The organism is Streptosporangium sp. NPDC006930 (assembly GCF_040635605.1).
GTDB lineage: Bacteria > Actinomycetota > Actinomycetes > Streptosporangiales > Streptosporangiaceae > Streptosporangium.
Window position 1 is genome coordinate 152439 of record NZ_JBEYID010000010.1, and the last position, 25823, is coordinate 178261.

The window sequence follows — 25823 nt, forward strand, 5'->3', positions numbered from 1 at the left end:
CCTAACCCGCGACCAGGAGGTCGTCGCGTTCCACGGCCTCCAGCGAGAGCGTCTTGTAGCCGACCTCGTCGAACAGCACGGTGATCCGGTCGCTCTCCCTGCTCATCACCATCCCCGGCCCCCAGGCGCTGTGCCGCACCCTGGCGTGCATCGCGAAGGGCCCCTCGTCCGCGGCCTCCGGCTCCTGGGGCAGGCCCGCACGGCAGGTGTCGCAGGCCTCGCAGCCGTGCTCGCGCGGCTCGCCGAAGTATTCGAGCAGGAAGCGGCGGCGGCAGCCCGTGGTCTCCGCGTACGCGCGCATCATGTCGATCCTGGAGTCGTCGATGCGACGCCGGGTGTCGTCCAGCTCGACGGCGCGCGCCGTGGCCGCCTCGGGCTCGGGACCGCCGGACACCCGGCGCAGGTCGCCCTCGCCGGTGACCTCGATCGCGTTCGCCCGCTCCAGCAGGTTGACCAGCCGGGTGAGCCGGGTGGCGCCGACGTCGAGCAGGGCCCGCATCTCGCCCGCGGGTACGGTGCCGCCGTGCTCGTACACCAGCGTGGCGACCCGCAGCAGCAGCTCCTCGTCGGCACGTCCCCCGGCGAAGAACCTGCGCAGCCCGAGGTCCTCGGAACGGTAGAAGAGCACCGCGGCGGCGGGCTCGCCGTCCCGCCCGGCCCGGCCGATCTCCTGGTAGTAGGAGTCCGGCGACTCCGGCGGGGCGGCGTGCAGCACGAACCGCACGTCCGGCTTGTCGATGCCCATGCCGAACGCCGAGGTCGCGACCACGACGTCCAGCTCGTCGTCGCGGAACATCTCGTGGATCCTGTGCCGCTCGGCCGCCTTCATCCCCGCGTGGTACGCCTCGGCCCTGCGACCGGCCTCGCGCAGCGCGGTGGCGTACTCCTCGGCGGCGCGGCGGGTGGCGACGTAGACCAGCCCGAGTCCTGAGCGGGACGCCGCGTCCTCCACCAGCGCCCGCCTCAGGTCCTCCTGGGTGACGAAGCGGCGCACCTGTAGGTCGATGTTGGGCCGGTCGAAACCCCGCACGATCTGGCGGACGTTCCTCAGGCCGAGGGCGGTGACGATCTCGTCGCGTACCGCGGGGGCGGCCGTGGCGGTCAGCGCCACCACCGGCGGATGCCCCAGCTGCTCGATGACCTGGCCCAGCCTCAGGTAGTCGGGCCGGAAGTCGTGGCCCCACGCCGACACACAGTGCGCCTCGTCCACGGCGATCAGCGAGGGACGCGCGGCGCGCAGCCGCTCGACCGTCTCCGGCTTCGCGAGTTGCTCGGGTGAGAGGAAGACGAACTCGGCCGCGCCCGCGCGTACGGCCTCCAGGGACGCCTCGCCACCGGACTGGGCGGAGTTGACCGCGACCGCCCCGCCCGCGTCGGCCTCGGCCAGCCCGGCGACCTGGTCACGCTGGAGGGCGATGAGCGGCGAGACGACGACGGTGGGCCCGTCGAGCAGCAGTGCCGGCACCTGGTAGACGGCCGACTTACCGCTGCCGGTGGGCATGACCACGAGGGCGTCGCCCCCGGCGAGCAGGTGACGCATGGCGTCGAGCTGCCCGGGGCGCAGGTCACGCCAGCCGAAGACCTTGCGGGCCACGGCACGCAGCTTCCGCGCCCTCGGCCCGAACCTGTCCTTGATGCTCATGCCCTCCGCCTTCCCGCCGTGTGACGGCCAGGTACCCGCGGATCGGGGCACTAGTCGCGCGATGCCCCGTTGATCGAAGGAGGGCGCGGGAGGGACGGTAAGCGGGAGACGCCGATAAGGGGCGCCCCATCGCGGGCACCCCTCCCTCGGCCGGATCGCGGCCCGGCTGTCAGCCGTCAGGTCACGGCTCGGCCCACCGGGTCACCCCGGTCCGCCGTGTCAGGCCACCACGCCTGCCGCGTCGCGGCTCGGCCGGCCTGCCGGGTCACCGCGGGCCAGGTCGCGGTTCGGAGCGCCGGGGCACGGAGGCCGCCGGCATCGTGAACGGCCGTCGCGGTCGTCGTGACCGCGACGGCCGTCACGACCGCCGCGTGTTCACCGCTTTCGCCGCGGTCACTTCGGCATGAGCACCGTGTCGACGAGGTAGACGACGGCGTTGGAGGTCTGGATGTTGCCGCAGAGGACCTTGGCGTCGTCGACGGTGAAGTCCTCACCGGAGCCCGTGACGGTCAGCGTCCCTCCCTGCATCGTGGTCAGCGTGCCGGTCGTCAGGTCCTGGGGGGTCTTCTTCCCCTCGACGACGTGGTGGGTCAGGACCTTGGTCAGCTCCGCCTTGTCGGCCAGGAGCTTGTCGAGCTTGTCCTTCGGAATCTTGGCGAACGCCTCGTTGGTGGGTGCGAACACCGTGATGTCCTTGGCGGAGTTGAGTGTCTCGGTCAGGCCGGCCTGCTCGATCGCCTGGGCCAGCGTGGACAGGGAGGGGTTGGAGGCGGCGGCGGTGGCGACCGGCTGCGAGGCCATCGCGCTGAGGCTGCCCTCGCCCTCGGCGGGCAGGGACGCGCACCCGGGGCCGAACGGCTCCGTCATCATGCCCGAGGGCTCGGGCGAGGCGCCCTCGGTGGGCATGGTCGAGTCTGTCGGGACCGGTGTGGGAGAGGTGATCCACCCGGGGGCGGCGACCGCCTGCGCGGCGGGGGCCGCGGTCAGGGCGAGTACGGTCAGGGCCGATGCCAGAAGAGACTTCTGCTTCACGGTTTTCTCCTTGATTGGGCGGATGAGCCATCCGGGTCCGTCGGCGGGTTCCCGAGCCACTCATGTCCTGTATTGGAGATCAATTCCCTGAGATTTGAGGCTAAATGCCCCACTAGAGGACTCTTGACCACATATCTCCCGAGAGAGATAGCTATTTTCCGCTCGACAGGGCGTTAATCAAGGCCCTCCGCATCCCCCCGTAGAGTGGGAATCATGAGCCCGAAGATCGCAACCAACGAGGTCGTCTCCCGCGACCGGCTGCTGGATTTCCTCCGTGGCCGCCACCGTGCGCTGGTCATCACCGCGCGGCGCGACGGCAGGCCACAGGCGTCCCCGGTGACCTGCGGCGTCGACGCCGAGGGCCGCATCGTGGTGTCCACCTACCCCGAGCGCGCCAAGACCTCCAACGCCCGCCGCGACCCGCGGGTGAGCGTCGTGGTCCTGTCGGACGACTTCGACGGCCCCTGGGTGCAGGTGGACGGCACGGCCGAGGTCCTCGACCTGCCGGAGGCCCTCGAACCGCTGGTCGACTACTACCGGTCCATCTCGGGTGAGCACCCCGACTGGGACGAGTATCGAGCGGCGATGACACGGCAGGGCAAGTCGCTGTTGCGCGTCACCCCGGAGCGCTGGGGCCCCATCGCCACCGGCGGCTTCCCCGCCCGGTTGGCCTGAGGGGCCTGGCGCCCGGACCGGTCCGCCGGCCAGGAGACGACCTCCAAGGATCACCCCAGGTCGGCCAGGACGGCGTCGGCCGCCCTGCGCCCCGAGACCAGGGCTCCCTGCTGCGAGCCGGTGTCGCGGTGGTCTCCGCAGACGTAGCGGCCCGGCGCGAAGCGCACCGGGCGTCGCAACGAGAACGGCGGCACCATCGCGGGCAGCGCCTCCTTGACGGCGTACGTCGCCAGATGGTCCCAGTTCGAGGTGTCCGTCCCGTAGATCTGTGAAAGCCGTGCCCTGACCCGGGGCTCGTCCGCGTCGGAGAGGACTCCCAGCACCGACGTGGAGACCAACGCCCGGCCCGGCGGCGCGTACGCGGGCGCGGCGTCGCTGATGACCAGGGTGTCGGTGATGTGGCCCTCCGCGTCGACGATCTGCGTGGGGTCGTCCATGGGCGAGCGGGAGGCCACGTGGTAGAAGGTCGTCACCGAGCGCATCGCCGGAGTCTCCAGCCCCGGATAGAGTGCGGCGGCCATGGCGGGATCGGTGGCCACCACCACCGCGCGGGCCTGGATCGTCTCGCCCCCGGCCGTCTCCACCCCCTCCTCGGTCACGGCGAGGACCGGGGTCTCCAGCGCGAGCGCCCCCGGAGGAAGGCGTCCGGCGAGCTGTCGGGTGATCTCTCCCATGCCGAGCGCGGGCACCCCGACCGTTCCCCGGGCGAAGGCGCGCCAGATGAGGTGGAAGAAACGGCTGGAGGTCTCCAGTTCCCGCTCCAGGACGACACCGGAAAGGAACGGGCGGATCAGTTTCTCGACCATCCTCGGTGAGACGCCCCAGTGCCGCAGTTCCTCGCGCGTGGTGCGTTCGCGCCCGTCGCGCAACCGGCTCACCGGCAGCAGGAGGTCCCGTGCGGTCAGCGCCGCCAGGGCCGCCTTGTCACGCGGGGAGCCCACGTCGGCGAGGAGCCCGCTGAGCGCCTGGCCCGGATGGCGCCAGGGCAGCATGAACCGCTCCCGCCGCCCCCTCTCGAAGGAGATCAGGCCGGACGGGATCGGGCGCAGGTCCAGAGCCCCGACGTCGAGGACCCGCGCGGCCTCCGGGTAGGCGGTGTTGAAGACCTGGAAGCCGCGGTCCAGCCGGAAGCCGTCCACGACGTCGGTGCGCACCCGGCCGCCCGCCTCGTCCGCCGCCTCGACGACGCGGACCTCCATCCCCGCCGAACGCAGCCGCAGGGCGCATGCCAGACCGGCGAGACCCGCACCGACGATCACCACCGTGTCCGGCATGACGCACCCCCTCAAGGCGACGGCGGCACGAAACCTCAGGGGTCCGTGGAACCCCTCGGGTGAGGGAATCCGCCATCCTTGTCTTCGAGCGGCGGGTGCCGGGGGTTGCGCCCGCCGATCCGTTCGTCGTACGACCTACCCCAGCTTCACGGTGATCTCTCCCCCGAGCCGGAAACCTCCGGTCAGTTCCAGGTCGTCACCGCTCCAGAAACGGCCGGGGTCGTACCAGTTCGGCCGCCGCCCTCCGGGCAGCAGTCCCATGGCCTCGTAGGTGACCGCGACGACCTCCGCGCAGTAGGCGCTCTCCAGGGCGCTCTCCTCGGCGCCCCGCTTGAAGATCTTGGGCACCCGCCCCTTCATCCAGCGGCCGGCGAGCCTGGCCGTCGAAGGGAAGGGCGTGCCGTCCAGCCGGGCGACGGTGCGCAGGACGGCGTCCTCCATCTCGCGGGGTGCCTGCGGCTCCAGCTGCCTCAGCCAGCCGCGCTGGCCGTATCTGGTGGCCCAGACCGTCACCGCCTCGCGCAGGTCGTGCAGCTGGACGCCGCGCTGGTGGGTTCCCGACCACAGGTCGGGCAGGGAGCGACCCAGTTCGGCGTGCCACATCAGGGGCGGCATGTCGTCGATGACGACCGACATGCCGACGTGGTTGACGGGGCTGTTCGTCATGGTCTGGATCGCTCGATCGGGCACCGTTCGACCGCGGAACAGCCACACGTCGCCGGTGCGGGTCAGGTTGACGGCCTCATCGAGGCTGATGCTCTTGCCGGACATTCCGATAGCGTAGGCACATGCGATGGTGGAAGATACTCGGTCTGGCGGGTGTGGCGGGCGTCGCGGCCACGGGGGTCGTGATCGCGCGGGCCGAGCGCCGCCGGCAGGCGTACACCCCGGAAGAGATCCGCGCCCGCCTTCGCGCCCGCCTGGAGGAGTCCCCCGGTGAGCTCTCCCGGGATTCCTCCGAGCCGGTCCCCAGGGCCGTCGGCCCCGCCGACCAGGCGCCCTGACTCCGAGCCCTGTCCTGACGGCCCCCTTCCCGCCGACCGGACCGGACACCTGGAGCCCCGGCAGCGACGCGCCTGAGTCGCTGCCGTGCCCCAGGTGTCCGGCAGCGGCTCGGGCGCGTCATGCGAGGGCGAACCGTCGTCGCCGTCGCCCCTGAGGGCCGTTTCCCGGGCGAGTCGCGCGCGGGGGCGGGCCGCGAGACGGCCCGCCCCCGCCCTGCGGCCGTCAGTCGAAACGGATCGCGGCCGGGTCCCATCCCTCGGGCAGCGGTACGGGCACCGGGCAGGTGCTGCCGACCTCCACGAACTCGCCCCGCTCCGCGGACTCCGCGATGGCGATCATCGTGTCGAGGACGTGCAGGCCGAGCTCGCCGGTGGTCCGGTGCGGCCTTCCCTCGCGGATGGCCTGGGCCATGTCGAGCACGCCCAGGCCGCGACCGGCCTCGGTGCCCTTGATGGGAACCGGCGTCCACTCCTCGTCGGCGGCCCGGCGCAGCCGGACCTCACCGCCGAAGGTGTTGGGATCGGGCACCTCCATGGTCGCCTCGGTACCGGTGATCTCGACGAACCCGGTGCGGCCCAGCGGCGAGTCGAAGCTGAAGACGAGCGTGGCGGCCTGCCCCGCGGCGAACTCCAGGAGCGCGGTCGTGTGGGTGGGCACCGCCACGGGAACACGCGTCCCCGCCTTGGGGCCGGAGCCGACGACCCGCTCGTCCCTCGCCCTGCGGCTGACCGCGGCCACCCGCGCCACCGGGCCGAAGAGGGTCACCAGGGTCGTCAGGTAGTAGGGACCCATGTCGAACAACGGCCCGGCCCCGGGCTGGAAGAAGAACTCGGGGTTTGGGTGCCAGACCTCGGGACCCGGTGTCTGGAACAGGGTGAGGGCGGTGAGCGGGGTGCCGATGGCCCCCTCGGAGACGAGCCTGGCCGCGGTCTGCAGCCCCGCGCCCAGGAAGGTGTCGGGGGCGCTGCCCAGGAGCACCCCCGCCGCGGTGGCGGCCTCGACGAGCCGCGCGCCGGACTCCCTGTCCACGGTGAACGGCTTCTCGTTGTAGACGTGTCGCCCGGCCAGGACGGCGGCGAGCGCCACCTCGGCATGCGCGGCCGGGATCGTGAGGTTGACCACCAGTTCCACGTCGGGGTGCGAGATCGCTTCCTGCGGGGAGGTCGCCACCGGCACGCCGTAGCGCGCGGCGACCTCCTCGGCGCGGGCCAGGTCCAGGTCGGCGCACGCCACCACGCGCACGCCGGGGAAGGAGGTGAGGTTACCCAGGTACTGGTGGCTGATGTTGCCGCACCCGACGATCGCCACCCCGAGCGGGCCGGTCATGCGCTCACCCGCCCGGCGGCGACGAGACCGGTCAGGTAGACGTGACTGTCGTCCAGCGCCTGGAGCATGTCGGTGGCGCAGTGGTCGAGCTCCACGATCCGCACCGCGTCCGGCGCGGTGTTCAGCGCGTCCACGATGGGCACCTGGCCGGCGCCGACCGCGGTCATCGGGCCCTCCTGGGTGGCGGGGCCGTCCTTGACGTGCAGGTGGCTCACCCGCTCGCCCAGCCGGGTCAGCAGCCCCGAGGGGTCGACCCCGCCGGTCGCCGCCCAGTAGAGGTCGACCTCCAGCAGCACCGAGGGGTCCAGCAGTTCCGCCAGCACCTCCAGCGCGGGACGGCCGTCCACCCGTTGCTCCAGTTCCCACCAGTGGTTGTGGTATCCGAGCCGTAGCCCGTGGTCGGCGGCCTCACGGGCCGCCTCGCCGATGTTCCTCGCCGCCAGCTCGACCCCCTCCCTGTCGGCGAACCACTCGGCGGGGGCGGCGGGCACGATGACGGTCCGCGCGCCGACCGCGACGGCCCCGGCGAGCGAGGACGCGCGCCGCTCGTCGAGGAGCGGGGCGTGAACGCTGCACACCGAGAGCCCGGCCTCCTCCAGATCCTCGCGAAGACCTCCCGGATCGAGATGCGCGTCGAACGGCTCGACCGCGTCGTACCCCATGCCGGCGATGCGGCGCAGCACGGCGCGGCGATCGACGGCCGCCTGTTCGCGTACGGAGTACAGCTGGACGGCGAGTGAGCTCATCAGTTCTCCTTAGGCGTGGAGGACACCTTCGCCTGCGGGCGAAGGAGAGAACGCGGCTTCCTACCCCGCGACGGGGAGTACCAGGGCCGCGGCGCCGTACAGGCCGGCGTCGCGTTCCAGGGAGGTCCGTTCGACGGTCAGGCGGCGCAGGAAGGCGAGGCCCGCCCGTTTGGCGACCGCCTGGCGCAGCGGGGCGAGCAGGGTCTCTCCCGACCCGGACACGCCGCCCCCGATGACGACGTCGTCGATGTCGAAGAGCGCCGCCGTGGTGAGGATCGCCACGGCCAGCGCGTCGGCGGCCCGCTGGAAGGCCAGCTGGGCGGCGGGCACCCCGCGCGCGGCGTCGGCCGAGAGCGCGCGGGCGTCCGGATGCGCGCCGGGAGCGCTCCAGCCGTTCGCCAGCGCCCAGCGGACCATGCTCGGGCCGCTCGCGATCGTCTCCAGGCAACCGGTCGCCCCGCAGGGGCAGAGCTCTCCGTCGCGGTCCACGATGATGTGCCCGATGTGTCCGGCGTTTCCTGTGGGTCCCACGTACGGCGTCCCGTCGAGGACGAGGCCCCCGCCCACACCGGTGGACACCACGATGCCCAGCAGGGCGCGGGAGCGCGAGTGCCCGCCCCGCCACCACTCCCCCAGTGCCATGCACTGCGCGTCCCCCGCGAGCGCGACGGGAAGGCCGGGAAGGAGCTCGCTCACCGCACCGACCAGGGGGAAGCCTCGCCAGGCGGGGATGTTGACCGGGCTGACCGTACCGGCGACGGCGTCGAGGGGGCCCGCGGAGCCGATCCCGATCCCGACCGGATCCCCGGCGCCGGTGTCGTCGACGCCACCGGCGGTGTCTGCGGGGCGGATGTCCCGGGTACCACGGATGTCGTGGACGAGCGAGACCAGTGTCGCCTCGGGGTCCCGGCCGACCGGCACCTCCACCCTGCGTGTCACGGTCCCGTCCGGCCTGACCAGCGCCGCGGCGAACTTGGTGCCTCCGATGTCGATCGCGAGAGCGGTCACCGGCCGGCCCGCCCGGCATGCCGGAGCGCGGCTGGAGGGCAGATGACCATCGGTGCCACCGCGCGGCTGTGCAAGGGGATCCTCCGGTGATCGATGACACAAAGGGTACTTTTCCCAAGTGACCGGGCAAACAGGCTGAAGGTACGACGGCAATGACAACGTTGTCAACGGTATGCGGGGAGCACAGAGCCACCGGTTCACCCCAAGCCCTCATGAGTTGTGCAGCCTTATCCGATTTAAGGGCAGATACGGTTAGCCCAGGTGTGATGTGAGGAGACTGCGATGACGCACGAACACGCGGGACAGCCCGCCAGGCCGTCCGATCTGGTCGACGTGGCCCGCCTGGTGACCTCTTACTACGCCCTGCATCCCGACCCGGGTGAGATCGGCCAGCGGGTGGCGTTCGGGACGTCGGGACACCGGGGCTCCTCGCTGAACGTCGCCTTCAACGAGGACCACATCCTCGCGACCAGCCAGGCCATCGTGGAGTACCGGGCCGCGCAGGGGGTCGACGGCCCGCTGTTCCTGGGCGCCGACAGCCACGCGCTGTCGGAACCGGCCAGTGTGTCGGCGCTGGAGGTCTTCGCGGCCAACGGGGTGACAGTCATGATCGACAGCCGGGACGGCTACACCCCGACCCCCGCGGTCTCCCACGCGATCCTGGCCCACAACCGGGGACGTTCCTCGGCGCGTGCCGACGGCGTGGTGGTGACCCCCTCGCACAACCCGCCCGGCGACGGCGGCTTCAAGTACAACCCGCCGCACGGCGGCCCCGCCGACACCGACGCCACCTCCTGGATCCAGGACAGGGCCAACGCGCTGATCGCCGACGGGCTGAAGGAGGTCAGGCGGGTCCCGTACACCCGGGCGCTGGCCGCCGACACGACCGGCCGGTACGACTTCCTCGGCCACTACGTGGACGACCTGCCCTCGGTGCTGGATCTCGACGCTGTCCGGGAGGCGGGGGTGCGCGTCGGCGCCGACCCGCTGGGCGGGGCGAGCGTCGCGTACTGGGGGGAGATCGCCGAGCGGCACCGGCTGGACCTGACGGTGATCAACCCGCTCACCGACCCGACGTGGCGGTTCATGACGCTGGACTGGGACGGCAAGATCCGGATGGACTGCTCGTCGCCGTACGCGATGGCCTCGCTCATCGCCAACCGTGACGCCTTCGACGTCTCCACGGGCAACGACGCCGACGCCGACCGGCACGGCATCGTCACGCCCGACGGGGGGCTGATGAACCCCAACCACTACCTCGCCGTGGCGATCTCCTACCTCTACTCCCACCGGCCAGGCTGGCCCGCCGGTGCCGGGGTCGGCAAGACGCTGGTGAGCAGCGGCATGATCGACCGGGTGGCCGCCGACCTGGGCAGGCCGCTGATGGAGGTCCCCGTCGGGTTCAAGTGGTTCGTGCCGGGCCTGCTGGACGGCTCGCTGGGCTTCGGTGGCGAGGAGAGCGCCGGGGCGTCGTTCCTGCGACGCGACGGCTCGGTGTGGACCACCGACAAGGACGGCCTCATTCTGGCGCTGCTCGCCTCGGAGATCATCGCGACCACGGGCCGTTCACCGAGCGAGCACTACGGCGACCTGGTGTCCAGGTTCGGCGACCCCGCCTACGCCCGCGTCGACGCCCCCGCGACCCGGGAGGAGAAGGCGGTGCTCGCCAGGCTCTCGGCCGAACAGGTCACCGCGGGCAGCCTCGCCGGCGAGGAGATCACCCAGGTGCTGACCTCGACCCCCGGCAACGGCGCGGCCCTCGGCGGGCTCAAGGTCTCCACCGAGAACGCCTGGTTCGCCGCCCGCCCCTCGGGCACCGAGGACGTGTACAAGATCTACGCCGAGTCCTTCAAGGGCCCCGAGCACCTGAAGCGGGTGCAGCAGGAGGCGCGCGACCTGGTCTCGGCTTCCCTGGGCTGACGGCGACGACGCACGCCCGGCGGGTGCGCCCGAGGGCAGGCACCCGCCGGGCGGCCCGCTCCCGGCGGGTGTCCTTGGACGAAAGCGGGCGCGGCCTCAGGTGAACATGCGCCAGGCGGCGGGCAGGACCGTCCAACGGCGCCGGGTGATCCGTCCCGTCAGCTCGCCGTCGGCGTTCACCGGGACGGAGTCGCCCTCCACGGTCACCTCCCTGCCACGGATGGTGATCACGTCGCGCAGGCCGGGATGGGTTCCCCTGCGAAGCCGGAGGGCGTAGGCGAGCCTGTCCAGCGGTCCGGTCGTCAGCGAGACGACGACGTCGGCCATGCCGTCGTCAGGCCTGGCCCGGGGAGCCAGCGGGGTGCCGCCGCCGATGGTGAGGCCGTTGCCGATCCCCACCATGAGCACCCGGCGCCCATCGCCGACGGAGCGGCCGTCCACCGTGACGCGCAGCCGCCAGCCGGGGCTTCGCACACCGGCGAGCAGCGCTCCCGCCGCGTAGGCGAGCCGCCCGAGCACCGGCTTGAGCGGCGTCGCGTCCTCGGACGCCTCGGCGCCGATGCCGAGGTGGACCATGTTGACGACGACCCCGTCCTCGTCGTCCACCAGCAGGTCGAGTGGCTGGGGCCGGCCCGCGAGCACGACGCGGGCGGCGACCGGCGGGTCCAGCGGGACGCCCAGGCCGCGAGCGAAGTCGTTGCCGGTGCCCAGCGGGACGAGCCCCACCGTGCGGGCCTCCAGTTCGCCGCGCCGGTGCAGGGCGGCGACCACCACGTGCAACGTGCCGTCGCCGCCCAGCACGACCACGTCCCTGCCCGGACAGGAGTCGAGCATCTCGTCCAGGTCCTTCTTCCCTGCGGGCGCCTCGATCACGTCGGCGCCACCGCCGCGCAGCGTTTCGAGTGCGGCGGTCCTGGCCTTCTCGTCGGCGCTCCCCGCGCTCTCGTTGTAGATCGCCAGCAGCTGGGCCATGTCGTTCCTCCACGTGGTCGTCCCTACGGCTCCTGCCCACCGGAGCCCCGATCACGCGGGTCCCGCCCCATCCGCCACCAGCGCAGGGACACCCACAACCCGGTCGCGACACCGATCAACACGGCCAGGACGTACACCGCGCGGATCGTCTCCTGTGAGGTGTAGCCGTTACCCGCCACGAGGATCGCCATGAGCAGCGCGGCCAGCAGTCCCACTCCCACACCCCCGGCGATACCGAGCAGCCCCACCTTCAGCGCGCGTGACAGACGGCCGCCGGGAGGCCGGGGCACCGGCGTCATGACGGCCATGATGCGGCCCACGACGAGGGCGGGATCGTCGTCGACCCCGCCGGCGACGAGCTGGACGGTCACCCCGCCGCGCTCGGGCTCGCTCAGGCAGATCCATTGGCGCTCGTCGAGGAAGACGGTGGCGCCTCCCGCACCGGGAACGGTCAGCCACAGGAACGGCGTGCCCTCGGGAAACGTCCTGACGCCGTGTCTGGCCGTCGGCGCGTGCACGTCGAGCGCCGCGCCGAGAGCCCGCAGCGCCACCTCCTGGCCGGATCTCCCCACGGCTGCCTCCCTTCCTCGTCCCTGTGCGGCGCGACCGGGCGCTCGCCTTCCGGCGGGGCGCCCCCCGGGCCGAGGGGCGCCCGGAGGATCTGAGCCGTACGGCGGATCCCGGGGACCGGTCCCGGCTCCCGGCAGGGCCCGGCGAGCGGTCAGGCGGACCTCACACGGCGGACCTGCCGAAAGAACCGGTCTCGGCGAGGGAGAGGGAGCAGACCTCGTCCAGCACGTCGCGAAGCCGGGCCCGGTAGTCCTGGTCGGCGAGCCTGCCGTCGGCGTCGAACGGGACGGGGGTCGTGGAGACGGCCAGTTCCGCGCCCCGGACCACCGCGCCCGCCGCGCCGAGCGCCCTGCGCAGCTGGATCTGCGTCCACATTCCCTCGTGGGCGCGCGGGCAGGCGGTCACCACACCCACCGGCTTGCCCATCAGGACCGCGCCACCCCGCGCGGAGACGATCCAGTCGAGCGTGTGTCCCAGCTGCGCCGGGAGCGCACTGTGCGCCGGCGCGGTGATCAGCACGCCGTCCGCGGCGGAGAGGCGGTGCCACAGATCGGACACCGGCCGCGGGAGCCCGCCCTCCTCGAAGGGCGGCACCTGCTCCAGGCCCCGCCAGATCTCGAAGTCCACCGTCGCGGGCAGTTCCCGTGCCGCCGCCTCCAGGAGCCTCCAGACGTACGCCCCCGGGCGAAGGCTTCCCGCGATCCCAACGATCCTCATTCCCGGCCCCATCCTGTCGCCGTAAGGCGACGTTACGAGTGAGAGAGGTTCCGCCCTCGGTCACGCGGTCGCGGCCGTCAGCGGGGCGCTCCCTCGAACTCACCGACACAAACCGCTACTCGACATCACCGTGACGCGAAGAGGGAGGTCCGCTCGTGGTACGGGTCGAGCCGCCCCGCTCACGAACCCCGGAACGGCGATCACGCTTCCGCGAACCAGCGCGGCGACGGCGGTGCCGGCGAACCTCACACTCCATCACACTCGGGGCCTGCCCTCAGTGCAGGGGGACGAACATGATCAAGCGTATCCTTCGCGAAAAAGCAGGTTATTTCTCTGTCAAGGGCGGCGAGGGCGCTGGAGGAAAGGCCTGTCCCGCGCTATGGAGCCCCCGGGTAGGTGCGGGGAGCCGCCCGGTCGGTGACCCGCTTGAGCTCGAAGAACGCCTCCTCGGTGGCGAGCACCCTGAACGCGTCCCAGAGCCGCCCGGCCCGCTCGCCGGTCGGGACCTCGCTGACGACGGGGCCGAACTGGCCTGCGTGCCCGTTCACCGAGATGGTCGGGACGCCGATCAGCGCCTGGTTCCGCTCCCCCGCCGGCACCAGGGAGTGCGAGGCGTGGATCGCCTCGTCCCAGGTGTCGTCGCTCCTCGCGGCGAGCAGTTCTGAGGGCAGCCCGGCGTCGGCCAGCGCGGCGGCGATCACCGGCTCCAGCGACTCCATCGCGGCCCGCAGACTCGCGAGACCGCCGTCGGGCGTCGTGTCGCGGGTGCGCCGGAACAGGCCGTCCTCGCCGTGGTAGCGGGTGCCGAGCGCGGTGTAGAGCTCACCGACGGCGGCGTCCCCGGCCGCCGCGCGTGCCGCCGCGAACACCCGTATGGTGCCCCGGCCGAGCTCGACGATCTCGCGGTACTCCTGGGGCATGTCCTGCTTCTCGTTGAGCACCGCCAGGCTCATCTCCCGCCAGTTGATCCTGATGGGGCGCACCTCGCGCACCTCCAGAATCCAGCGGGAGGTGATCCAGGCCCAGGGGCAGCCGGGATCGAACCAGAAGTCGACCAGATCCTCACTCATCGGAATCCTCTTTCCGTGGAAGTTCCTCACAGCATCGGACCTCAACCACGCTGAAGGTCAAGTTCGCCGACCGCACCGGGGCACGAGCCGTCGTCGCCGGCGTTCCCTGGGGCCGGATGCCGGCATCCCGCCCGTCCTGTGCCGCGCACGTGCCACCGATCACCCCTGGAGGTGGGCCCGCCACGCCGGATCAGCCGTGACCGCCGACCCGCCACGACGCGGCACCCGCGGGGGGCGGGGCTAACCGGCCGACGCGGCGCGCCGGGTGGCGGGGGCGATCGCCGCCACCAGACGCGGTGCGAGGGCCGCCGCCTGGGCGCGGATCTCCGGGATCGCCGTCGTCTCGTACAGGCTTCCGCGCAGCAGGGGGCCGAGCGTGAAGATCCTGTCATCCGGGTCTCCCGACGCGTCCAGGACCGCGCCGCCGGGATCGGCGTCCAACCCGAGCCGCAGCCGGTCCGGCCGGACCACGCCGTCGGCGACGAGGCGGGCGAGGAGGGGATCACCGGCGATGTCGGCGCCGGGCCCTGTGGCGTTGACCAGCCAGCCGACGTCGAGTTCGCGGACGGCGCCGTCGGTGCTCACCTGGGCGCGCAGCCCGCGAGGGCCGGAGGTGGCCCGGACCAGCCGGCCGCGGAGCAGGTGAAGGCGACCGCCGGCTCTGAGGTCGGCGATCCTGGCGGCCGTGGGGGGAGGGATCCGGTGGCGGTGAACCTCCCAGTGGCGGGCGGCCAGGCCCAGGAACCGCCTCTGGTCGTCAGGGGTGAGCCGGGCCCACAGTCTCTGGGCCTGTGGCCGCAGGCCGTCGACCACGCCGTACCAGTCGCCCCCGTTGTCCCGTACGGCCAGACGCACGGCGCGGAGCAGGTCACCGATCCTCAGCGGCCCGTCCGGGACCGGCGTCGGGACCGGTGGCGGCACGGGCCGGGGGTGCGGGCGCGGCAGCAGCGCGTGCCGCGACACCGCGTAGACCACGGTCTCCGGGTGTGCCCGGGTCACGCTGACCGCCACGTCCACCATGGTCAGCCCGGTCCCCAGCACGAGCACCGGCGCGCCGTCGCGGATCTCCGAGAGCGCGTCCGGCGCCCACGGGTCGGCGACGTAGCCGGGGCTTTTCTCGTCCACGATCGGCGGCCTGGCGGACTGCGCGCGGTTGCCCAGGGCGAGGACGACGGCCTCGGCGTCGATCCCGCCGCCGTCCGCCAGGTGGACCCGCACCCCCCGCTCCCTGGTCAGGGCGCTCACCGTGCCCTTCACCCTGCGCACCACACGGACGGGCCACTCCTCGGCGTCGGCCAGCAGGTCGCGAAGGTAGCGCCCGTACGTCTGTCTGGGCAGGTAGTCGGAGTCGGAGACGTCCAGCCCGTCGTCGAGGGCCCAGCGCAGGAAATGGCCGGGGTCGTCGTCCAGCCCGCTCATCTTGTTCGCGCAGGCGTTGAGGAGGTGGTGCGGATCGGTGGTCGAGTACGCCTGTCCCAGCGCGTACCGCCCGTACTGGTCGATCAGCACGACCTCCAGCGGCGTGTTCCGTGCCCGCGCCTCGCGGAGCAGGTGGACCGCCGCCAGCGTGCCGCTCGCGCCGCCGCCCACGACGGCGACCGATGGGTAACCTGACACGCGGTCCAGCATAACCCACTATTCCTACAGGGTATACGGGATAGCGAGAACACCGGCCACCTCATTCGCGATCTTGACGATTCCGGCGGCGAACACGACCCCGGGGCCACCGAGCCCTCCCTTCCGCCCTGGTGGGACGCGGGAGCGCGCACGGATGACAGAAAACTACTTTTGGGGCGTTGGAAATGAAGGAAATCATCATTGCTGTGTAGCCTGCCTTGAGACACCTTCCTCCGCCCATCCGCCACCCGACGCCTACCTCGATCAAGGTGACCGCATGCCCCATCGCAGCCCCGACCTGGCCCGGCTGGCCATGACCGTCCTCCAGCCGGGGTTCGATGGCACCGAGCCGCCCGGGTGGCTGCTGCGCGCGCTCGGCGAGGAGGGCCTCGGCGGAACCGTGCTGTTCGCCCGCAACCTCACCGGCCTCGGCCACACCGCCGATCTGGTCGCCCGGCTGCGCGCGGAGAACCCCGCCACGGTGATCGCGGTGGACGAGGAGGGCGGGTCCGTCACCCGCCTGCAGGCCTCGCGGGGCAGCTCGTGGCCGGGCAACCGGGCACTGGGCGTGGGCGACGACGTCGAGGCGACCCGGCTCGTCGCCCAGGAGATCGGCCGCCTCCTCGCCTCGGCCGACATCACCCTCGACTACGCCCCGGTGGCGGACGTCAACGCCAACCCGGTCAATCCGGTGATCGGCGTCCGCTCCTTCGGAGCCGATGCGGAGCTGGTCTCCCGGCACACCGCGGCCTGGATCTCCGGGCTTCAGGGGACCGGGGTCGCCGCCTGCGCCAAGCACTTCCCCGGCCACGGCGACACCCACACCGACTCCCACCACGCCCTGCCGACCCTGCACGCCTCCCCGCGTCTCCTCGCCGAGCGCGATCTTCCGCCCTTCCGCACGGCGGTGGCCGCGGGGGTGAGGGCCGTCATGTGCGGGCACCTGCTGATCCCCGCCCTCGACCCGGAGAATCCCGCGACGTTGAGCCGGAGGATCGTCACCGGCCTGCTCCGCGAGGAGATGGGATTCACCGGCATGATCGTCACCGACGCCATCGAGATGCGCGCCGTCGCGGCCCTCCATCCGCCAGGGGAGATCGCGGTCCGCGCCCTGGCGGCCGGAGCCGACGCGATCTGCGCGGGCATCTCCTCCCCCGGGGGCGAGAACGTCCACGAGCTGCGCGACGCCATCGTGGACGCCGTACGGGAGGGCAGGCTCGGCGAGGACCGGCTGGCCGAGGCCGCCTCCCGCGTCCTCGCCCTGTCCGGCTGGTACGCCTCGGACGCCGCCGCGCGGGCGCGGGCGGCGGGCATCGCCGCCAGGGACGCGGGGGGCGAGGGCGAGGAGCTCGGCCTGCGAACCGCTCGAGCGGCCATCCGCGTGACCTCCACGGCCGCTGCGGCCGTGCTCTCCGGGCCGCCGTTGGTCGTCGACATCGCCCCCCGGCTGAGCGAGGCGGTCGAGCCGGGCACGCTCACCGGTCTCATCGGCGCCTTCGCCGAGTTGCTGCCCGGCACCGTCGGCCACGTCGTCACCGTGGAGGCACCCGAGCTGCCCGACCTGGGTGACGAGAGCCGGCCGCTGGTGATGGTGGTGCACGACGCCGGGCGCCACCCCTGGGTCGGCGAGCTGCTGGCGCGGGCCGTCGCGCTGCGCCCCGACACCGTGGTGATCGAGACCGGGATGCCCGGAGACCCCACAGGAGCCGTGTACGTGACCACGAACGGCATCTCCCGGGCTTCGGCCCGCGCCGTGGCCCGCTGGTTGACCGGTGACCAATAGGCTGATTTATGACATGAAAGGCGCTTAATGAACGTCCTCGACGGCCCCACCCCCGTGAACCTGGTGGCCACGGTGAGGGCTGTCCTCCCCTCCCTCACCCCCGCCGCCCAGTCCATCGCGCGTCTCATCCTCGACGACCCCGGCGTCGTGGCCCGCAGCACCATCACCGAGTTCAGCGCGGCCTCCGGTACGAGCGAGGCCACGATCGTGCGCACCGCGAGGGCCCTGGGCTTCGCCGGATACTCGCAGCTGCGCTTCGCCCTGGCCGCGGCGGTGGCCAGGAACGAACCCGAGCGGCTGGTTCCCGGCGACCTCGGCCCCGACGACCCGCTGACCGACGTGATCGCGAAGGTGGCGAGGGCCGAGTCGGAGGCGCTGGCCGACACCGCGGCCCAGCTCAACCCCGACCGGCTGGGCCTGGTGGTGGAGGCGATGGCCGGGGCCCGCAGGGTCGACGTCTACGGGGTCGGCGCCTCCGGGCTCGTCGCGGTCGACATGGCGCAGAAGCTGATGCGGATCGGCCTGCCGGGTCACGCCTACACCGACGCGCACCTCGCGCTGACCAGCGCGGCACTGGTGCGAGACGACGACGTCGCGGTGGCGGTGAGCTGCACCGGCGAGACCCCGGACGTGCTCGCGCCCGTGCGCGTCGCGCGGCGCGCGGGCGCCACCACGGTGGCGATCACCAACAACCCGCGCTCCTCCCTGGCCGAGCTCGCCGACCACGTCCTGGTCTCGGCGGGCAGGGAGACCGCCTTCCGGCCGGGCGCCCTGGCCAGCCGGATCAGCCAGCTCCTCATCGTCGACTGCATCTTCGTCGGCGTCGCCCAGCGCACCTTCGAGACCTCCGACGCGGCCCTGAGGGCCACCAGAGACGCCATCGACGGCTTCAGGACCGACTACCGCCGCCGGAACAGGCCCTCCTAGCCCGTCCCGGCTTCGCACGGGGCCGGCCCAGATTCGGATCACTCCCGGCCGCTTCTCCTCGTTTCACCTCACGAGGACGCGGGCCCGCCCGGTGCCACCCGGTCACGGCAGGGCACGGCGCGGTGATCTCACCGGCTCCGGGCCCATCCCCCCGCGCTCGGACGCCCCGATCACAGGCAGTCGTAGAGCGCCTCCAGGATCGGGGGCCAGCGAGGGTCGGGGCCGGCGGGGGCGATGATCGTGCGGCTCGGCGTGTAGCCGAACCCGACACCGGCCACCGGATCGGCGAAGGCGAGCGAGCCGCCCGACCCGCTGTGCCCGAACGCCTCCGCCCGGGGCGCGAAGGGACGCACCTCGTTGGGGAGCATGTATCCCAGGCCGAAGCGGGTCCGGCCGCGCAGGACCTCGTCGAACCCGTCGCTGTGCGCCGTCGTGGCGCGCGCCAGCATCCCGGGGGCGAGGAGATCGCCCGACAGGAGCCCGCCGTACAGGGTCGCCAGGGCTCTGGCGGAGGCGTGGCCGTTGGCGGCGGGGATCTGGGCGGCGCGCCAGCGCCCGGTGTTCGGCAGGCCGGGTACGAGCTGGTCCGCCGGATTGAGGAACGCCTTGGCGGTGACCGAGGCGGGGTCCGTCATCGCCTCGGCCAGCGGGGAATCCGTGGGCGTGGGCGGGCCTTCCGGCGGGAGCACGAACGCCGCCCGGTGCGCGTCCTTCCGGGGAAGCCCAATCGAGAGGTCGGGAACGCCGAGCTCTCCGGAGACCAGGTCCCGGATCTCTCTGCCGGTGACCCGGCGGAGCAGTTCGCCGACCAGCCAGCCGAACGTGACCGCGTGGTATCCGTGCCGCTCTCCCGGTGTCCACCATGGTTCCTCGACGGCCAGCGCGCCCGTCATGGCGTACCAGTCGTAGAGGCTTCCCGGTGGCAGCGGCGAGCGGACCGCGGGCAACCCGGCGCGGTGGGAGAGCAGTTGGGCGACGGTGGCCTCCGAAGCGAACTCGGGCCAGTAGCGTGCCACGGGCGCGTCGAGGTCGAGAAGCCCGCGCTGCGCGCACAGCAGGGCCACGGTCGCGACGACGCCCTTGGAGACCGAGAAGACGTTGACGACCGTGTCGCGGCGCCATGGGTGAACGCCGCCCTCGTCGACCGTACCGAACCAGACGTCCACGACAGGACGGCCGCCCGCGGTGACGGCCAGGGCGGCGCCTCCGGGACCGAGCCCCTCCCTGAGCGCCTCGACGACCGGGGCGAACGCGGGATCGCAGAACATGATCTCCTCCTTCGATTACTAAACCTTAGTTGCGCAACCATGGTTGAGTATTGGATGGTGGGCCGCGTGACGTCAAGCCCGGTCGACCCCGGCGCAGCCGGGGACCTCTCCCTGCTCTTCACCGCCCTGGCCGCCGCCTGCGACGCCGAGGTGCGCGGGCGCATGGCCGCGGCGGGCCACACCGAGGTACGCACCGTCCACGGCTACGTCTTCCAGCACCTGCTGGGCGGCCCGGCCCGCGTCAGCGACCTGGCGGGACTGCTCGGCATGACACCGCAGGGCGCGTCCAAGGTGGTGACGGAAATGGAGCGGATCGGCTACCTCACCCGCAGGGCCGATCCGGAGGACCAGCGGGCACGCATCGTCGAACTGACCGGGCACGGCAGGGACGCCGTCGAGGCAGGCCGTGCGGCGCGCGCCGCCGTCACCGCCGAGCTTCGCGCGGTCCTGGGCGAGACGGCGACGGACGAGCTGGTGTCGTCCCTCGACCGGCTGGCCGACCACACGGGCGCCATGCGCGAGCTCCTCGCCCGCCGCCTCAGGCCCCGCCACGCGTGAGTCCTCGCAGCCCCGTCCCGCGGGAGTCGTCCCCGCCCGCGAGCCCCGCGCTTCGTCACGGGAGCTCAGGACAGGCGCAGGGCCTCGGCGGCGACCGCGTGGCGCAGGTCACGGATGCCAGCGCGGCCACGCAGGGGGTGGACGTTGTTGGTCAGCAGGACGACGGTGAGGGCGCGTTCGGGATCGACGACGAGCGAGGTGCCGGTGAAGCCTGAGTGGCCGTAGGCGCCGGCCAGCGGGCCGACGATCGCGGGATCGCCGATCCGCACGCCCAGGCCGTGGCGGAAGTCGGCGCCCCTCACGCCGTGATCGCGGGTGAGCTCCGCGACCGCGCCGGGCCGCAGGACCGGCGCTCCCCCGGTGCGCAACGCCTCGGCGAAGCGTACGAGGTCGTCGGCGGTGGAGAAGATCCCGGCGTGCCCGGCGACCCCGCCCAGGCCGTGCGCGGTCTCGTCGTGGACCTCGCCACGCACGCATCCGGGCCCCGGGCGCTCGGGTTTGTGCTCGGTGGCGACGATCCGGGGCAGCAGGGACGCGGCGGGACGATATCCGGTGTCGGGCAGGCCCAGCGGATCGATGACCCGGACGCGGACGAGCTCGTCCAGGCAGGCCCGGCCGGCGATCTCCGCCACCCTGCCCGCCGTGATCAGACCGACGTCCGAATAGAGGTAGCGCTCACCCACGGGACCGATAGGCGGCGTCGAGAGGATCCTTTCCATCCGCCTGGCGCGGACCTGCTCGCCGTCGCCGGGAATCTCCTCGTGGGCTCTGCGCCCCGGCGGCAGTCCCGCCGTGTGGGTGAGCAGGTGCCGCAGGGTGACCTCGGGCGCTCCGCCGTAACAGGCGGGCAACCGGTCCGCGACGGGCTCGTCCAGGCCGAGCAGTCCGTCCTCGGCCAGCGACAGGATGACGGCCGTGGTGAAGAGCTTGGTGATCGAGGCGAGGTCGAAGACCGCGTCGCGGAGGGCGGGCGGCCGGTCCTCGGCGAGCTCCTCCGAGGCAGACGAGTAGCGCACGGCCTCCCCCACCGCGGCGGCGGCCACCGTGACACCGCCCACGGCGATCGCGGCCACCGCCGCCGAGCAGACGCGCGGCACGGCCGCCCCGAGGATCCCGGTGAGCCGGGCACCCTCGTCACGCTCGGACATTGTTCCCGCCTCCGGTCCTCGGCCCCGGTCCCGGCTCAGCGCAGGAAGCCGACTCCGCGCCCGGCGCCGGTCTCACCTCCGGTGCCGGTTTCCCCTCCACCGGAGGTTCAGGCGCCCCTGGCCCGTCCAGCCTCCAGCGCCGCCTCGAGATGGTCACCGTGCCGCTCCAGCAGGACCCGGGCACCGTCGGCGTCGAGGCCGTGCTCGATCATCAGCACCGCGACCTTCACGTGCCATCCGGCGGCCTCCAGCGCGGAACGGGCGGCGGAGAGTGCCGCCCCGGTGATGTCACTCACCATTCTGGCCGCCCGGTCGGCCAGCTTGGAGTTCATCGCCGACACCTCGATCATCGTGTTGCCGTAGGTACGGCCCAGCCTGACCATCGCGATCGTGGAGATCATGTTGAGGACCAGTTTCTGCGCGGTCCCCGCCTTGAGCCTGGTGGAGCCGGTCACCACCTCCGGGCCGACGATCACCTCGATGGGATGCCGCGCGGCCGCCGACAGCGGGGTCGCGACGTTGCACGACAGGGCCACGGTCAGGGCTCCACGGCGGCTCGCCTCGGCCAGCGCGCCGAGCACGAAGGGCGCGCGACCGCTCGCGGAGACGCCCACCACCGCGTCGAGCGCGCCCACTCCCCGTTCCGCCAGAGCTGCCGCTCCCCCCTCCCGGTCGTCCTCCGCGCCCTCGACCGAACGCGTCAGCGCGGGGGTGCCGCCCGCGATGACACCCTGGACGAGCTCGGGGTCGGTACCGAAGGTCGGCGGGCATTCCGAGGCGTCCAGCACGGCCAACCGGCCTGACGTCCCCGCGCCCACGTAGAACAGGCGGCCACCCGACCTCATCCTGGCCACGACCGCGTCCACCGCGGCCGAGATCTCCGGAATCGCCTCGGCGACCGCCGCGGGCACCGCGGTGTCCGCGGCGTTCATCAGCCTGGCCACCTGCTCGGTGGGGAGCAGGTCGATCCGGCTGTAGCGCGGATCGCTCTGCTCGGTGGAAAGCGTGGACAGCGTGGCTACTTGATCACTCATGACGTCCCATGTCGTTAGTTGTCCTGTCTCACTGCCGTCAACCAGATGATCATCTGACAGCGAGGAAGTTACGGCCGCGTACCCGGCGGGAACCCGTACGTCGGGTCACCCCGGCGTGCCCAGGCCCTCATGACAGCCCACGGCGATAGAGCCAGAAGACCCGCTCGGCGTGCGCGCCGACCGTCCTGGCGTAGAAGCGCAGCGGCCCCACCCAGCCGATCTGGGCGCTCGACATGCCCGTGGCCCGCTGCTCGGCGAGACATCGGCGTACGAGCACGCGACCGACCCCCAGGCCCCGCGCGGCCGGCGCGGTGCCCATCGGGCCGAACCAGGAGGGCCTCGCGCCCCACGCGGCGAAACCGAGGATCTCGCCTTCCCTGACGGCGTAGTGGCAGCCGGCGGCCTGCTCCGCCTCCCACGCCCAGTTCGCGTTCCACTGCTCCTCGACGAAGGCCGACACGGCGGCGCGGTCCCCTGGGGCGACGGCGTGCACGGTGACCCCCAAGGCCGCCAGCCGCGTGAGGTCGTCGTCGACGGACAGGTCGCCGGCGAGGTCGACGGTCATGTTCCAGGCGACGTTGTAGCGCTCGTAGCCGAGGCTCTCGGCCAGGCAGGCCGCCGCGGTGTAGCGCACGTCGATGCCCGGCCAGGCGTAGCAGGGCGGGTTACCGGCGAAGCGCACCTCGGTCGCCCCCCGGTCGCGCAGCCAGTCCTCGGCCGCGGTGACCAGCGCCCGGCCCAGGCCCGCTCCCCGAGCCTCGGGACGTACCGCGAGCAGGTCGAGATGGCCCGCCCGCGGGTCACGCGCCGACATCGAGGCGAACACCACACCGTCCAGACCGCGCGTCACCAGCGCCGTCCAGGAGCGGTGCGCGGGCGGCGTGGCGAGACGGGCGACCAGGCTCGCGGACTCCCCCACGTCATGGGTGAGAGCGGCCCCGGCGATCTCCGCGAGCGCCTCCGCGTCGGCCGCGACGGCCTCCCGGATCCCGGACAGCTCGCGGGTTCCGGACAGCTCGCCGATCTCGGACGCCGCACGGGTTCCGGATATCTCGCGGATTCCCGGCACTTCCGGACTCCTCGACGTCTCAGTGGCCCTCGGCGCCTCGCCCACACTCCACGGCCCCGCCCCGGGTCTCTTTCTCAGCGGGTTCACGGGTGACCGACCGGCATCGCGACGACGTTGCGTGGAGCGGGGTGGAAGCAGGCGTGCTCCTGGGGCGTACCGCCGCCGTGGCCGAGCAGCGGGTGCTCGGACTCGCAGCGGCCGGTACGGAACGGGCAGCGCCGGGCGAACAGGCATCCCTCGTCGAGGCGGCTCTCGTCGAGCGCCCCGGTCGGCGTCACCGGCTCCTCGCCCGGCCGCTCCAGGCCGTGCAGCACGGGGATGGCCGACAGCAACGACTGGGTGTACGGGTGCACCGGGGCGGAGATGATCGTCTCGACGTGGCCACGCTCGACGACCTGCCCCCGGTAGATGACGTACAGCTCGCCGTCGTCGCCGATGTAGCGCGCGGTCGCCACGTCGTGGGTGATGAACAGCACGCTCACCCCGAGGCGTTCGCGAAGGTCCTTGAGCAGGGCGAGGATGCCCAGCCGCAGCGATACGTCGATCATGGAGACGGCCTCGTCGGCGACGAGCATCTCGGGGTCGACGGTGAGGGCACGGGCGATGACGACCCGCTGGCGCATACCGCCGGAGAGCTGGTGGGGGTAGCGCGGCAGCACGTAGCCGGGGTCGAGACCGACCAGTTCCAGCAGTTCCTGGGCGCGTCCGTCCGCCCACGAGCGTGATCGGCCGGTCTGCGCGGCTCGCAGTGCCAGCGGCGCGTCCAGCGTCTGGTGCACCGTGCGGGTCGGGTTGAGCGCCGAGTACGGGTCCTGGTGGATGAGCTGGATCCTGCGGAAGTGGGGCTGGCGCTGCCTCGGGCGCAGCGACGACATGGGCGTGCCGTCGATGACGATCTCTCCGGAGTCGTAGCTCTCCAGTCCGGCGATGATCCGCCCCAGCGTCGTCTTGCCGCAGCCCGACTCCCCGATGAACGACACCGCCCCGCCCTTGGGGATGGCGAAGTCGACGCCGCGCAGCGCCTTCACCTCCCGGCCGGCGAGTATGCCGCCCCGCTGCTTGAAGGTCTTCGTGACTCCCTGTCCAGTGATCACGCTTTCTCCCTCGCCCCGTGTGTCCCGGCGGACCTTCCGGCCCCCCGCGAAACCGCGTCCCGGTCCTCGTGGGCGTTCCCGTTCGTGTTCGCGGCCTCGTTCCCGTTCTTCGTCCCGTTCCCGGCGCCGCCGTCCGTCCCGTTCGCGGCGTGCGCGACGGCTCCGTCGCCGGTCCGGTGCGCGGTGCGCGCGGCGTTCGCGTCCTCGTCGTCCTCGTCCGCGTGGCGGGCGGCGACGGCGTGGCAGGCCACGATCCAATCGCCGCGCGTGACGGCGGGCGGCTCCTCGGTCTCGCAGACGTCCATGCGCAGCTCACAACGTTCCCTGAAGACGCATCCCCTCGACGGGACGGTCCCAAGCGTCGGCGGACGGCCGGGCAGTGCCCTCGCCTCCCCGATGTCGCCGACCAGGCGCGGGATGGCGCGGATCAGGCCCTGGGTGTAGGGGTGGCGGGGTGCGCCGAGCACCTCGGTGGTCGGTCCCTGCTCCACCACGCGCCCGCCGTACATGACGGCCAGCCGGTCGGCGACCTCGGCCACCACGCCGAGGTCGTGGGTGATGACGAGCGTGGTGAGCCCGCGCTCCTCGTGGACCTCCCTGATGATCCGCAGGATCGTGGCCTGGCTGATCATGTCGAGCGCGGTCGTGGGCTCGTCCAGCACGACGAGATGGGCGTTGAGCACCAGCGCGAACATGATGCCGACCCGCTGGCGCATCCCGCCGGACAGCTCGTGCTGGTGGGAGTCGAGCACGCGCGCGCCGTCCAGGCCCATCCTGCCGAGCAGGTCCTTGGCGTCCCTGACCAGCTCCCTCAGATCCTGGATGTCGTGCGAACGGCCCAGGTCGAGGAGTTGCTTGCCGACCGTCTTGAGTGGGTTGAGGGAGTTCTGGGCCGCCTGGAAGACGTACCCGATGTGCCGTCCCCGCGCCCTGCGCAGATCGTCGCCCCGCAACTCCACGACGTTGCCGAGCCCGTCGATCTCCACGCGGCCCGAGCGGATCCTGCCGGGAGGCTGGACCGCGTTCAGCAGCGACAGCGCCAGGGTGGACTTGCCCGACCCCGACTCGCCGACCACCCCGGTGATCGTCCCCGGCGTCAACTCGATGTCGATCCCCGACACGGCGGGCAGTTCTCCCGCCGACGTCCGGTAGACGACGGACAGGTCGTCGACGCGCACCCCGGGCGGGCCGCTCCTTCCCGCCTCGCGGGAGTTCGCCGCGCCTTGGGCGCTCGCGGCGCTCGCGGTGCCCTCGGTGCCCTCCGGGTTCCGGGCACCCCGGGTGCGCCGGGCGCTCAGGGTTCTCACGGCGGCGGCCAGCCGCTCGCCGGGTGTCACGGACACCTTCTCCGAACGTGCGAACATCTGT

24 protein-coding genes are annotated in these 25823 nt (G+C 72.6%); 6 read left to right on the forward strand and 18 right to left on the reverse strand.

The features are described from left to right. Nucleotide 1: 1 nt before the first annotated feature. On the reverse strand, nucleotides 2–1642 hold the full coding sequence (locus ABZ664_RS19555) for an ATP-dependent DNA helicase RecQ (protein WP_362511278.1): 1641 nt from the start codon (nucleotides 1640–1642) through the stop codon (nucleotides 2–4). Between the two features lie 393 nt (nucleotides 1643–2035). Beyond that, the gene (locus ABZ664_RS19560; RefSeq protein WP_362511281.1) at nucleotides 2036–2674 is read right to left on the reverse strand and encodes a fasciclin domain-containing protein; all 639 of its coding nucleotides are present in this window, start codon (nucleotides 2672–2674) and stop codon (nucleotides 2036–2038) included. Nucleotides 2675–2887: 213 nt separating this feature from the next. Here ABZ664_RS19560 and ABZ664_RS19565 point away from each other — a divergent pair, with 213 nt between their 5' ends. Beyond that, nucleotides 2888–3349: a PPOX class F420-dependent oxidoreductase gene (locus ABZ664_RS19565; protein ID WP_362511284.1), complete on the forward strand. Its 462-nt coding sequence runs from the start codon at nucleotides 2888–2890 to the stop codon at nucleotides 3347–3349. A 50-nt stretch (nucleotides 3350–3399) separates the two neighbouring features. Here the strand turns inward: ABZ664_RS19565 and ABZ664_RS19570 are convergent, their stop codons facing one another. Beyond that, complete coding sequence (locus ABZ664_RS19570) at nucleotides 3400–4623, reverse strand: NAD(P)/FAD-dependent oxidoreductase (protein WP_362511286.1); 1224 nt, start codon at nucleotides 4621–4623, stop codon at nucleotides 3400–3402. A 135-nt stretch (nucleotides 4624–4758) separates the two neighbouring features. Further along, nucleotides 4759–5394, reverse strand: coding sequence for a hypothetical protein (locus tag ABZ664_RS19575; RefSeq protein WP_362511289.1), 636 nt, complete (start codon nucleotides 5392–5394; stop codon nucleotides 4759–4761). Nucleotides 5395–5411: 17 nt separating this feature from the next. Here ABZ664_RS19575 and ABZ664_RS19580 point away from each other — a divergent pair, with 17 nt between their 5' ends. Next, nucleotides 5412–5627: a hypothetical protein gene (locus ABZ664_RS19580; RefSeq protein ID WP_362511293.1), complete on the forward strand. Its 216-nt coding sequence runs from the start codon at nucleotides 5412–5414 to the stop codon at nucleotides 5625–5627. A gap of 223 nt (nucleotides 5628–5850) precedes the next feature. On the opposite strand, the gene ABZ664_RS19585 is transcribed toward ABZ664_RS19580, so the two are convergent. The 3 genes from ABZ664_RS19585 to ABZ664_RS19595 are packed head-to-tail and all read right to left on the reverse strand — an operon-like array spanning nucleotide 5851 to nucleotide 8708. Then, a complete protein-coding gene (locus ABZ664_RS19585; RefSeq protein ID WP_362511296.1) occupies nucleotides 5851–6954 on the reverse strand; it encodes a Gfo/Idh/MocA family oxidoreductase in 1104 nt (367 codons plus the stop codon). Then, entirely contained in the window at nucleotides 6951–7700 is a 750-nt protein-coding gene (locus tag ABZ664_RS19590) for a sugar phosphate isomerase/epimerase (RefSeq protein WP_362511299.1), read from the reverse strand. Before ABZ664_RS19590 ends, ABZ664_RS19585 begins: the two co-directional genes overlap by 4 nt. A 60-nt stretch (nucleotides 7701–7760) precedes the next feature. Continuing rightward, nucleotides 7761–8708 carry an ROK family protein gene (locus ABZ664_RS19595; RefSeq protein WP_362511302.1) on the reverse strand — a complete coding sequence of 316 codons (948 nt, stop codon included), beginning with the start codon at nucleotides 8706–8708 and terminating at the stop codon, nucleotides 7761–7763. A gap of 282 nt (nucleotides 8709–8990) precedes the next feature. Here ABZ664_RS19595 and pgm point away from each other — a divergent pair, with 282 nt between their 5' ends. After that, nucleotides 8991–10628, forward strand: coding sequence for a phosphoglucomutase (alpha-D-glucose-1,6-bisphosphate-dependent) (pgm, locus tag ABZ664_RS19600; protein WP_362511306.1), 1638 nt, complete (start codon nucleotides 8991–8993; stop codon nucleotides 10626–10628). Between the two features lie 96 nt (nucleotides 10629–10724). Here the strand turns inward: pgm and ABZ664_RS19605 are convergent, their stop codons facing one another. From ABZ664_RS19605 to ABZ664_RS19625, 5 genes are all read right to left on the reverse strand, one after another. Continuing rightward, a complete protein-coding gene (locus tag ABZ664_RS19605; RefSeq protein ID WP_362511309.1) occupies nucleotides 10725–11600 on the reverse strand; it encodes a diacylglycerol kinase family protein in 876 nt (291 codons plus the stop codon). Between the two features lie 23 nt (nucleotides 11601–11623). Further along, nucleotides 11624–12172, reverse strand: a complete 549-nt coding sequence (locus tag ABZ664_RS19610) for a hypothetical protein (RefSeq protein ID WP_362511312.1) — start codon at nucleotides 12170–12172, stop codon at nucleotides 11624–11626. Between the two features lie 160 nt (nucleotides 12173–12332). After that, entirely contained in the window at nucleotides 12333–12887 is a 555-nt protein-coding gene (locus tag ABZ664_RS19615; protein WP_362511315.1) for an NAD(P)H-dependent oxidoreductase, read from the reverse strand. A gap of 377 nt (nucleotides 12888–13264) precedes the next feature. Next, complete coding sequence (locus ABZ664_RS19620; RefSeq protein ID WP_362511318.1) at nucleotides 13265–13957, reverse strand: DsbA family protein; 693 nt, start codon at nucleotides 13955–13957, stop codon at nucleotides 13265–13267. Nucleotides 13958–14197: 240 nt separating this feature from the next. Next, entirely contained in the window at nucleotides 14198–15574 is a 1377-nt protein-coding gene (locus ABZ664_RS19625) for an FAD/NAD(P)-binding protein (protein ID WP_362511321.1), read from the reverse strand. A gap of 277 nt (nucleotides 15575–15851) precedes the next feature. Here ABZ664_RS19625 and ABZ664_RS19630 point away from each other — a divergent pair, with 277 nt between their 5' ends. Together ABZ664_RS19630 and ABZ664_RS19635 are read left to right on the forward strand one after the other, a co-directional pair. Further along, nucleotides 15852–17357, forward strand: a complete 1506-nt coding sequence (locus ABZ664_RS19630) for a glycoside hydrolase family 3 N-terminal domain-containing protein (protein ID WP_362511324.1) — start codon at nucleotides 15852–15854, stop codon at nucleotides 17355–17357. A gap of 27 nt (nucleotides 17358–17384) precedes the next feature. Next, nucleotides 17385–18284, forward strand: coding sequence for a MurR/RpiR family transcriptional regulator (locus ABZ664_RS19635; protein WP_362511327.1), 900 nt, complete (start codon nucleotides 17385–17387; stop codon nucleotides 18282–18284). A 170-nt stretch (nucleotides 18285–18454) separates the two neighbouring features. Here the strand turns inward: ABZ664_RS19635 and ABZ664_RS19640 are convergent, their stop codons facing one another. Next, on the reverse strand, nucleotides 18455–19552 hold the full coding sequence (locus ABZ664_RS19640) for a serine hydrolase domain-containing protein (protein ID WP_362511330.1): 1098 nt from the start codon (nucleotides 19550–19552) through the stop codon (nucleotides 18455–18457). 66 nt (nucleotides 19553–19618) lie between these two features. On the opposite strand from ABZ664_RS19640, the gene ABZ664_RS19645 reads away from it, so the two are divergent. Continuing rightward, a complete protein-coding gene (locus ABZ664_RS19645) occupies nucleotides 19619–20110 on the forward strand; it encodes a MarR family winged helix-turn-helix transcriptional regulator (protein ID WP_362511333.1) in 492 nt (163 codons plus the stop codon). A 65-nt stretch (nucleotides 20111–20175) separates the two neighbouring features. On the opposite strand, the gene ABZ664_RS19650 is transcribed toward ABZ664_RS19645, so the two are convergent. The 5 genes from ABZ664_RS19650 to ABZ664_RS19670 all read right to left on the reverse strand — a co-directional run bounded on the left by ABZ664_RS19650 (nucleotide 20176) and on the right by ABZ664_RS19670 (nucleotide 25819). Next, nucleotides 20176–21258, reverse strand: a complete 1083-nt coding sequence (locus tag ABZ664_RS19650) for a serine hydrolase domain-containing protein (protein ID WP_362511336.1) — start codon at nucleotides 21256–21258, stop codon at nucleotides 20176–20178. Nucleotides 21259–21365: 107 nt separating this feature from the next. Next, nucleotides 21366–22292, reverse strand: a complete 927-nt coding sequence (gene murQ / locus ABZ664_RS19655; protein ID WP_362511339.1) for an N-acetylmuramic acid 6-phosphate etherase — start codon at nucleotides 22290–22292, stop codon at nucleotides 21366–21368. A 127-nt stretch (nucleotides 22293–22419) separates the two neighbouring features. Next, nucleotides 22420–23361: a GNAT family N-acetyltransferase gene (locus tag ABZ664_RS19660; RefSeq protein WP_362511342.1), complete on the reverse strand. Its 942-nt coding sequence runs from the start codon at nucleotides 23359–23361 to the stop codon at nucleotides 22420–22422. An 83-nt stretch (nucleotides 23362–23444) separates the two neighbouring features. Beyond that, nucleotides 23445–24455 carry an ABC transporter ATP-binding protein gene (locus tag ABZ664_RS19665; protein ID WP_362511345.1) on the reverse strand — a complete coding sequence of 337 codons (1011 nt, stop codon included), beginning with the start codon at nucleotides 24453–24455 and terminating at the stop codon, nucleotides 23445–23447. Continuing rightward, on the reverse strand, nucleotides 24452–25819 hold the full coding sequence (locus ABZ664_RS19670) for an ABC transporter ATP-binding protein (protein ID WP_362511349.1): 1368 nt from the start codon (nucleotides 25817–25819) through the stop codon (nucleotides 24452–24454). Before ABZ664_RS19670 ends, ABZ664_RS19665 begins: the two co-directional genes overlap by 4 nt. Nucleotides 25820–25823 lie beyond the last annotated feature (4 nt).

Bases quoted from the DNA above. Each gene is read 5' to 3' on its own strand.
- ABZ664_RS19580 (WP_362511293.1), top strand. From the start codon at position 5,412: ATGCGATGGTGGAAGATACTCGGTCTGGCGGGTGTGGCGGGCGTCGCG.
- ABZ664_RS19650 (WP_362511336.1), bottom strand. From the start codon at position 21,258: ATGTCCGAGCGTGACGAGGGTGCCCGGCTCACCGGGATCCTCGGGGCG.
- ABZ664_RS19635 (WP_362511327.1), top strand. From the start codon at position 17,385: ATGAACGTCCTCGACGGCCCCACCCCCGTGAACCTGGTGGCCACGGTG.
- murQ (WP_362511339.1), bottom strand. From the start codon at position 22,292: ATGAGTGATCAAGTAGCCACGCTGTCCACGCTTTCCACCGAGCAGAGC.
- ABZ664_RS19640 (WP_362511330.1), bottom strand. From the start codon at position 19,552: ATGTTCTGCGATCCCGCGTTCGCCCCGGTCGTCGAGGCGCTCAGGGAG.
- ABZ664_RS19605 (WP_362511309.1), bottom strand. From the start codon at position 11,600: ATGGCCCAGCTGCTGGCGATCTACAACGAGAGCGCGGGGAGCGCCGAC.
- ABZ664_RS19620 (WP_362511318.1), bottom strand. From the start codon at position 13,957: ATGAGTGAGGATCTGGTCGACTTCTGGTTCGATCCCGGCTGCCCCTGG.
- ABZ664_RS19570 (WP_362511286.1), bottom strand. From the start codon at position 4,623: ATGCCGGACACGGTGGTGATCGTCGGTGCGGGTCTCGCCGGTCTGGCA.
- ABZ664_RS19565 (WP_362511284.1), top strand. From the start codon at position 2,888: ATGAGCCCGAAGATCGCAACCAACGAGGTCGTCTCCCGCGACCGGCTG.
- ABZ664_RS19630 (WP_362511324.1), top strand. From the start codon at position 15,852: ATGCCCCATCGCAGCCCCGACCTGGCCCGGCTGGCCATGACCGTCCTC.
- ABZ664_RS19585 (WP_362511296.1), bottom strand. From the start codon at position 6,954: ATGACCGGCCCGCTCGGGGTGGCGATCGTCGGGTGCGGCAACATCAGC.
- ABZ664_RS19590 (WP_362511299.1), bottom strand. From the start codon at position 7,700: ATGAGCTCACTCGCCGTCCAGCTGTACTCCGTACGCGAACAGGCGGCC.
- ABZ664_RS19575 (WP_362511289.1), bottom strand. From the start codon at position 5,394: ATGTCCGGCAAGAGCATCAGCCTCGATGAGGCCGTCAACCTGACCCGC.
- ABZ664_RS19615 (WP_362511315.1), bottom strand. From the start codon at position 12,887: ATGAGGATCGTTGGGATCGCGGGAAGCCTTCGCCCGGGGGCGTACGTC.
- pgm (WP_362511306.1), top strand. From the start codon at position 8,991: ATGACGCACGAACACGCGGGACAGCCCGCCAGGCCGTCCGATCTGGTC.
- ABZ664_RS19670 (WP_362511349.1), bottom strand. From the start codon at position 25,819: ATGTTCGCACGTTCGGAGAAGGTGTCCGTGACACCCGGCGAGCGGCTG.
- ABZ664_RS19555 (WP_362511278.1), bottom strand. From the start codon at position 1,642: ATGAGCATCAAGGACAGGTTCGGGCCGAGGGCGCGGAAGCTGCGTGCC.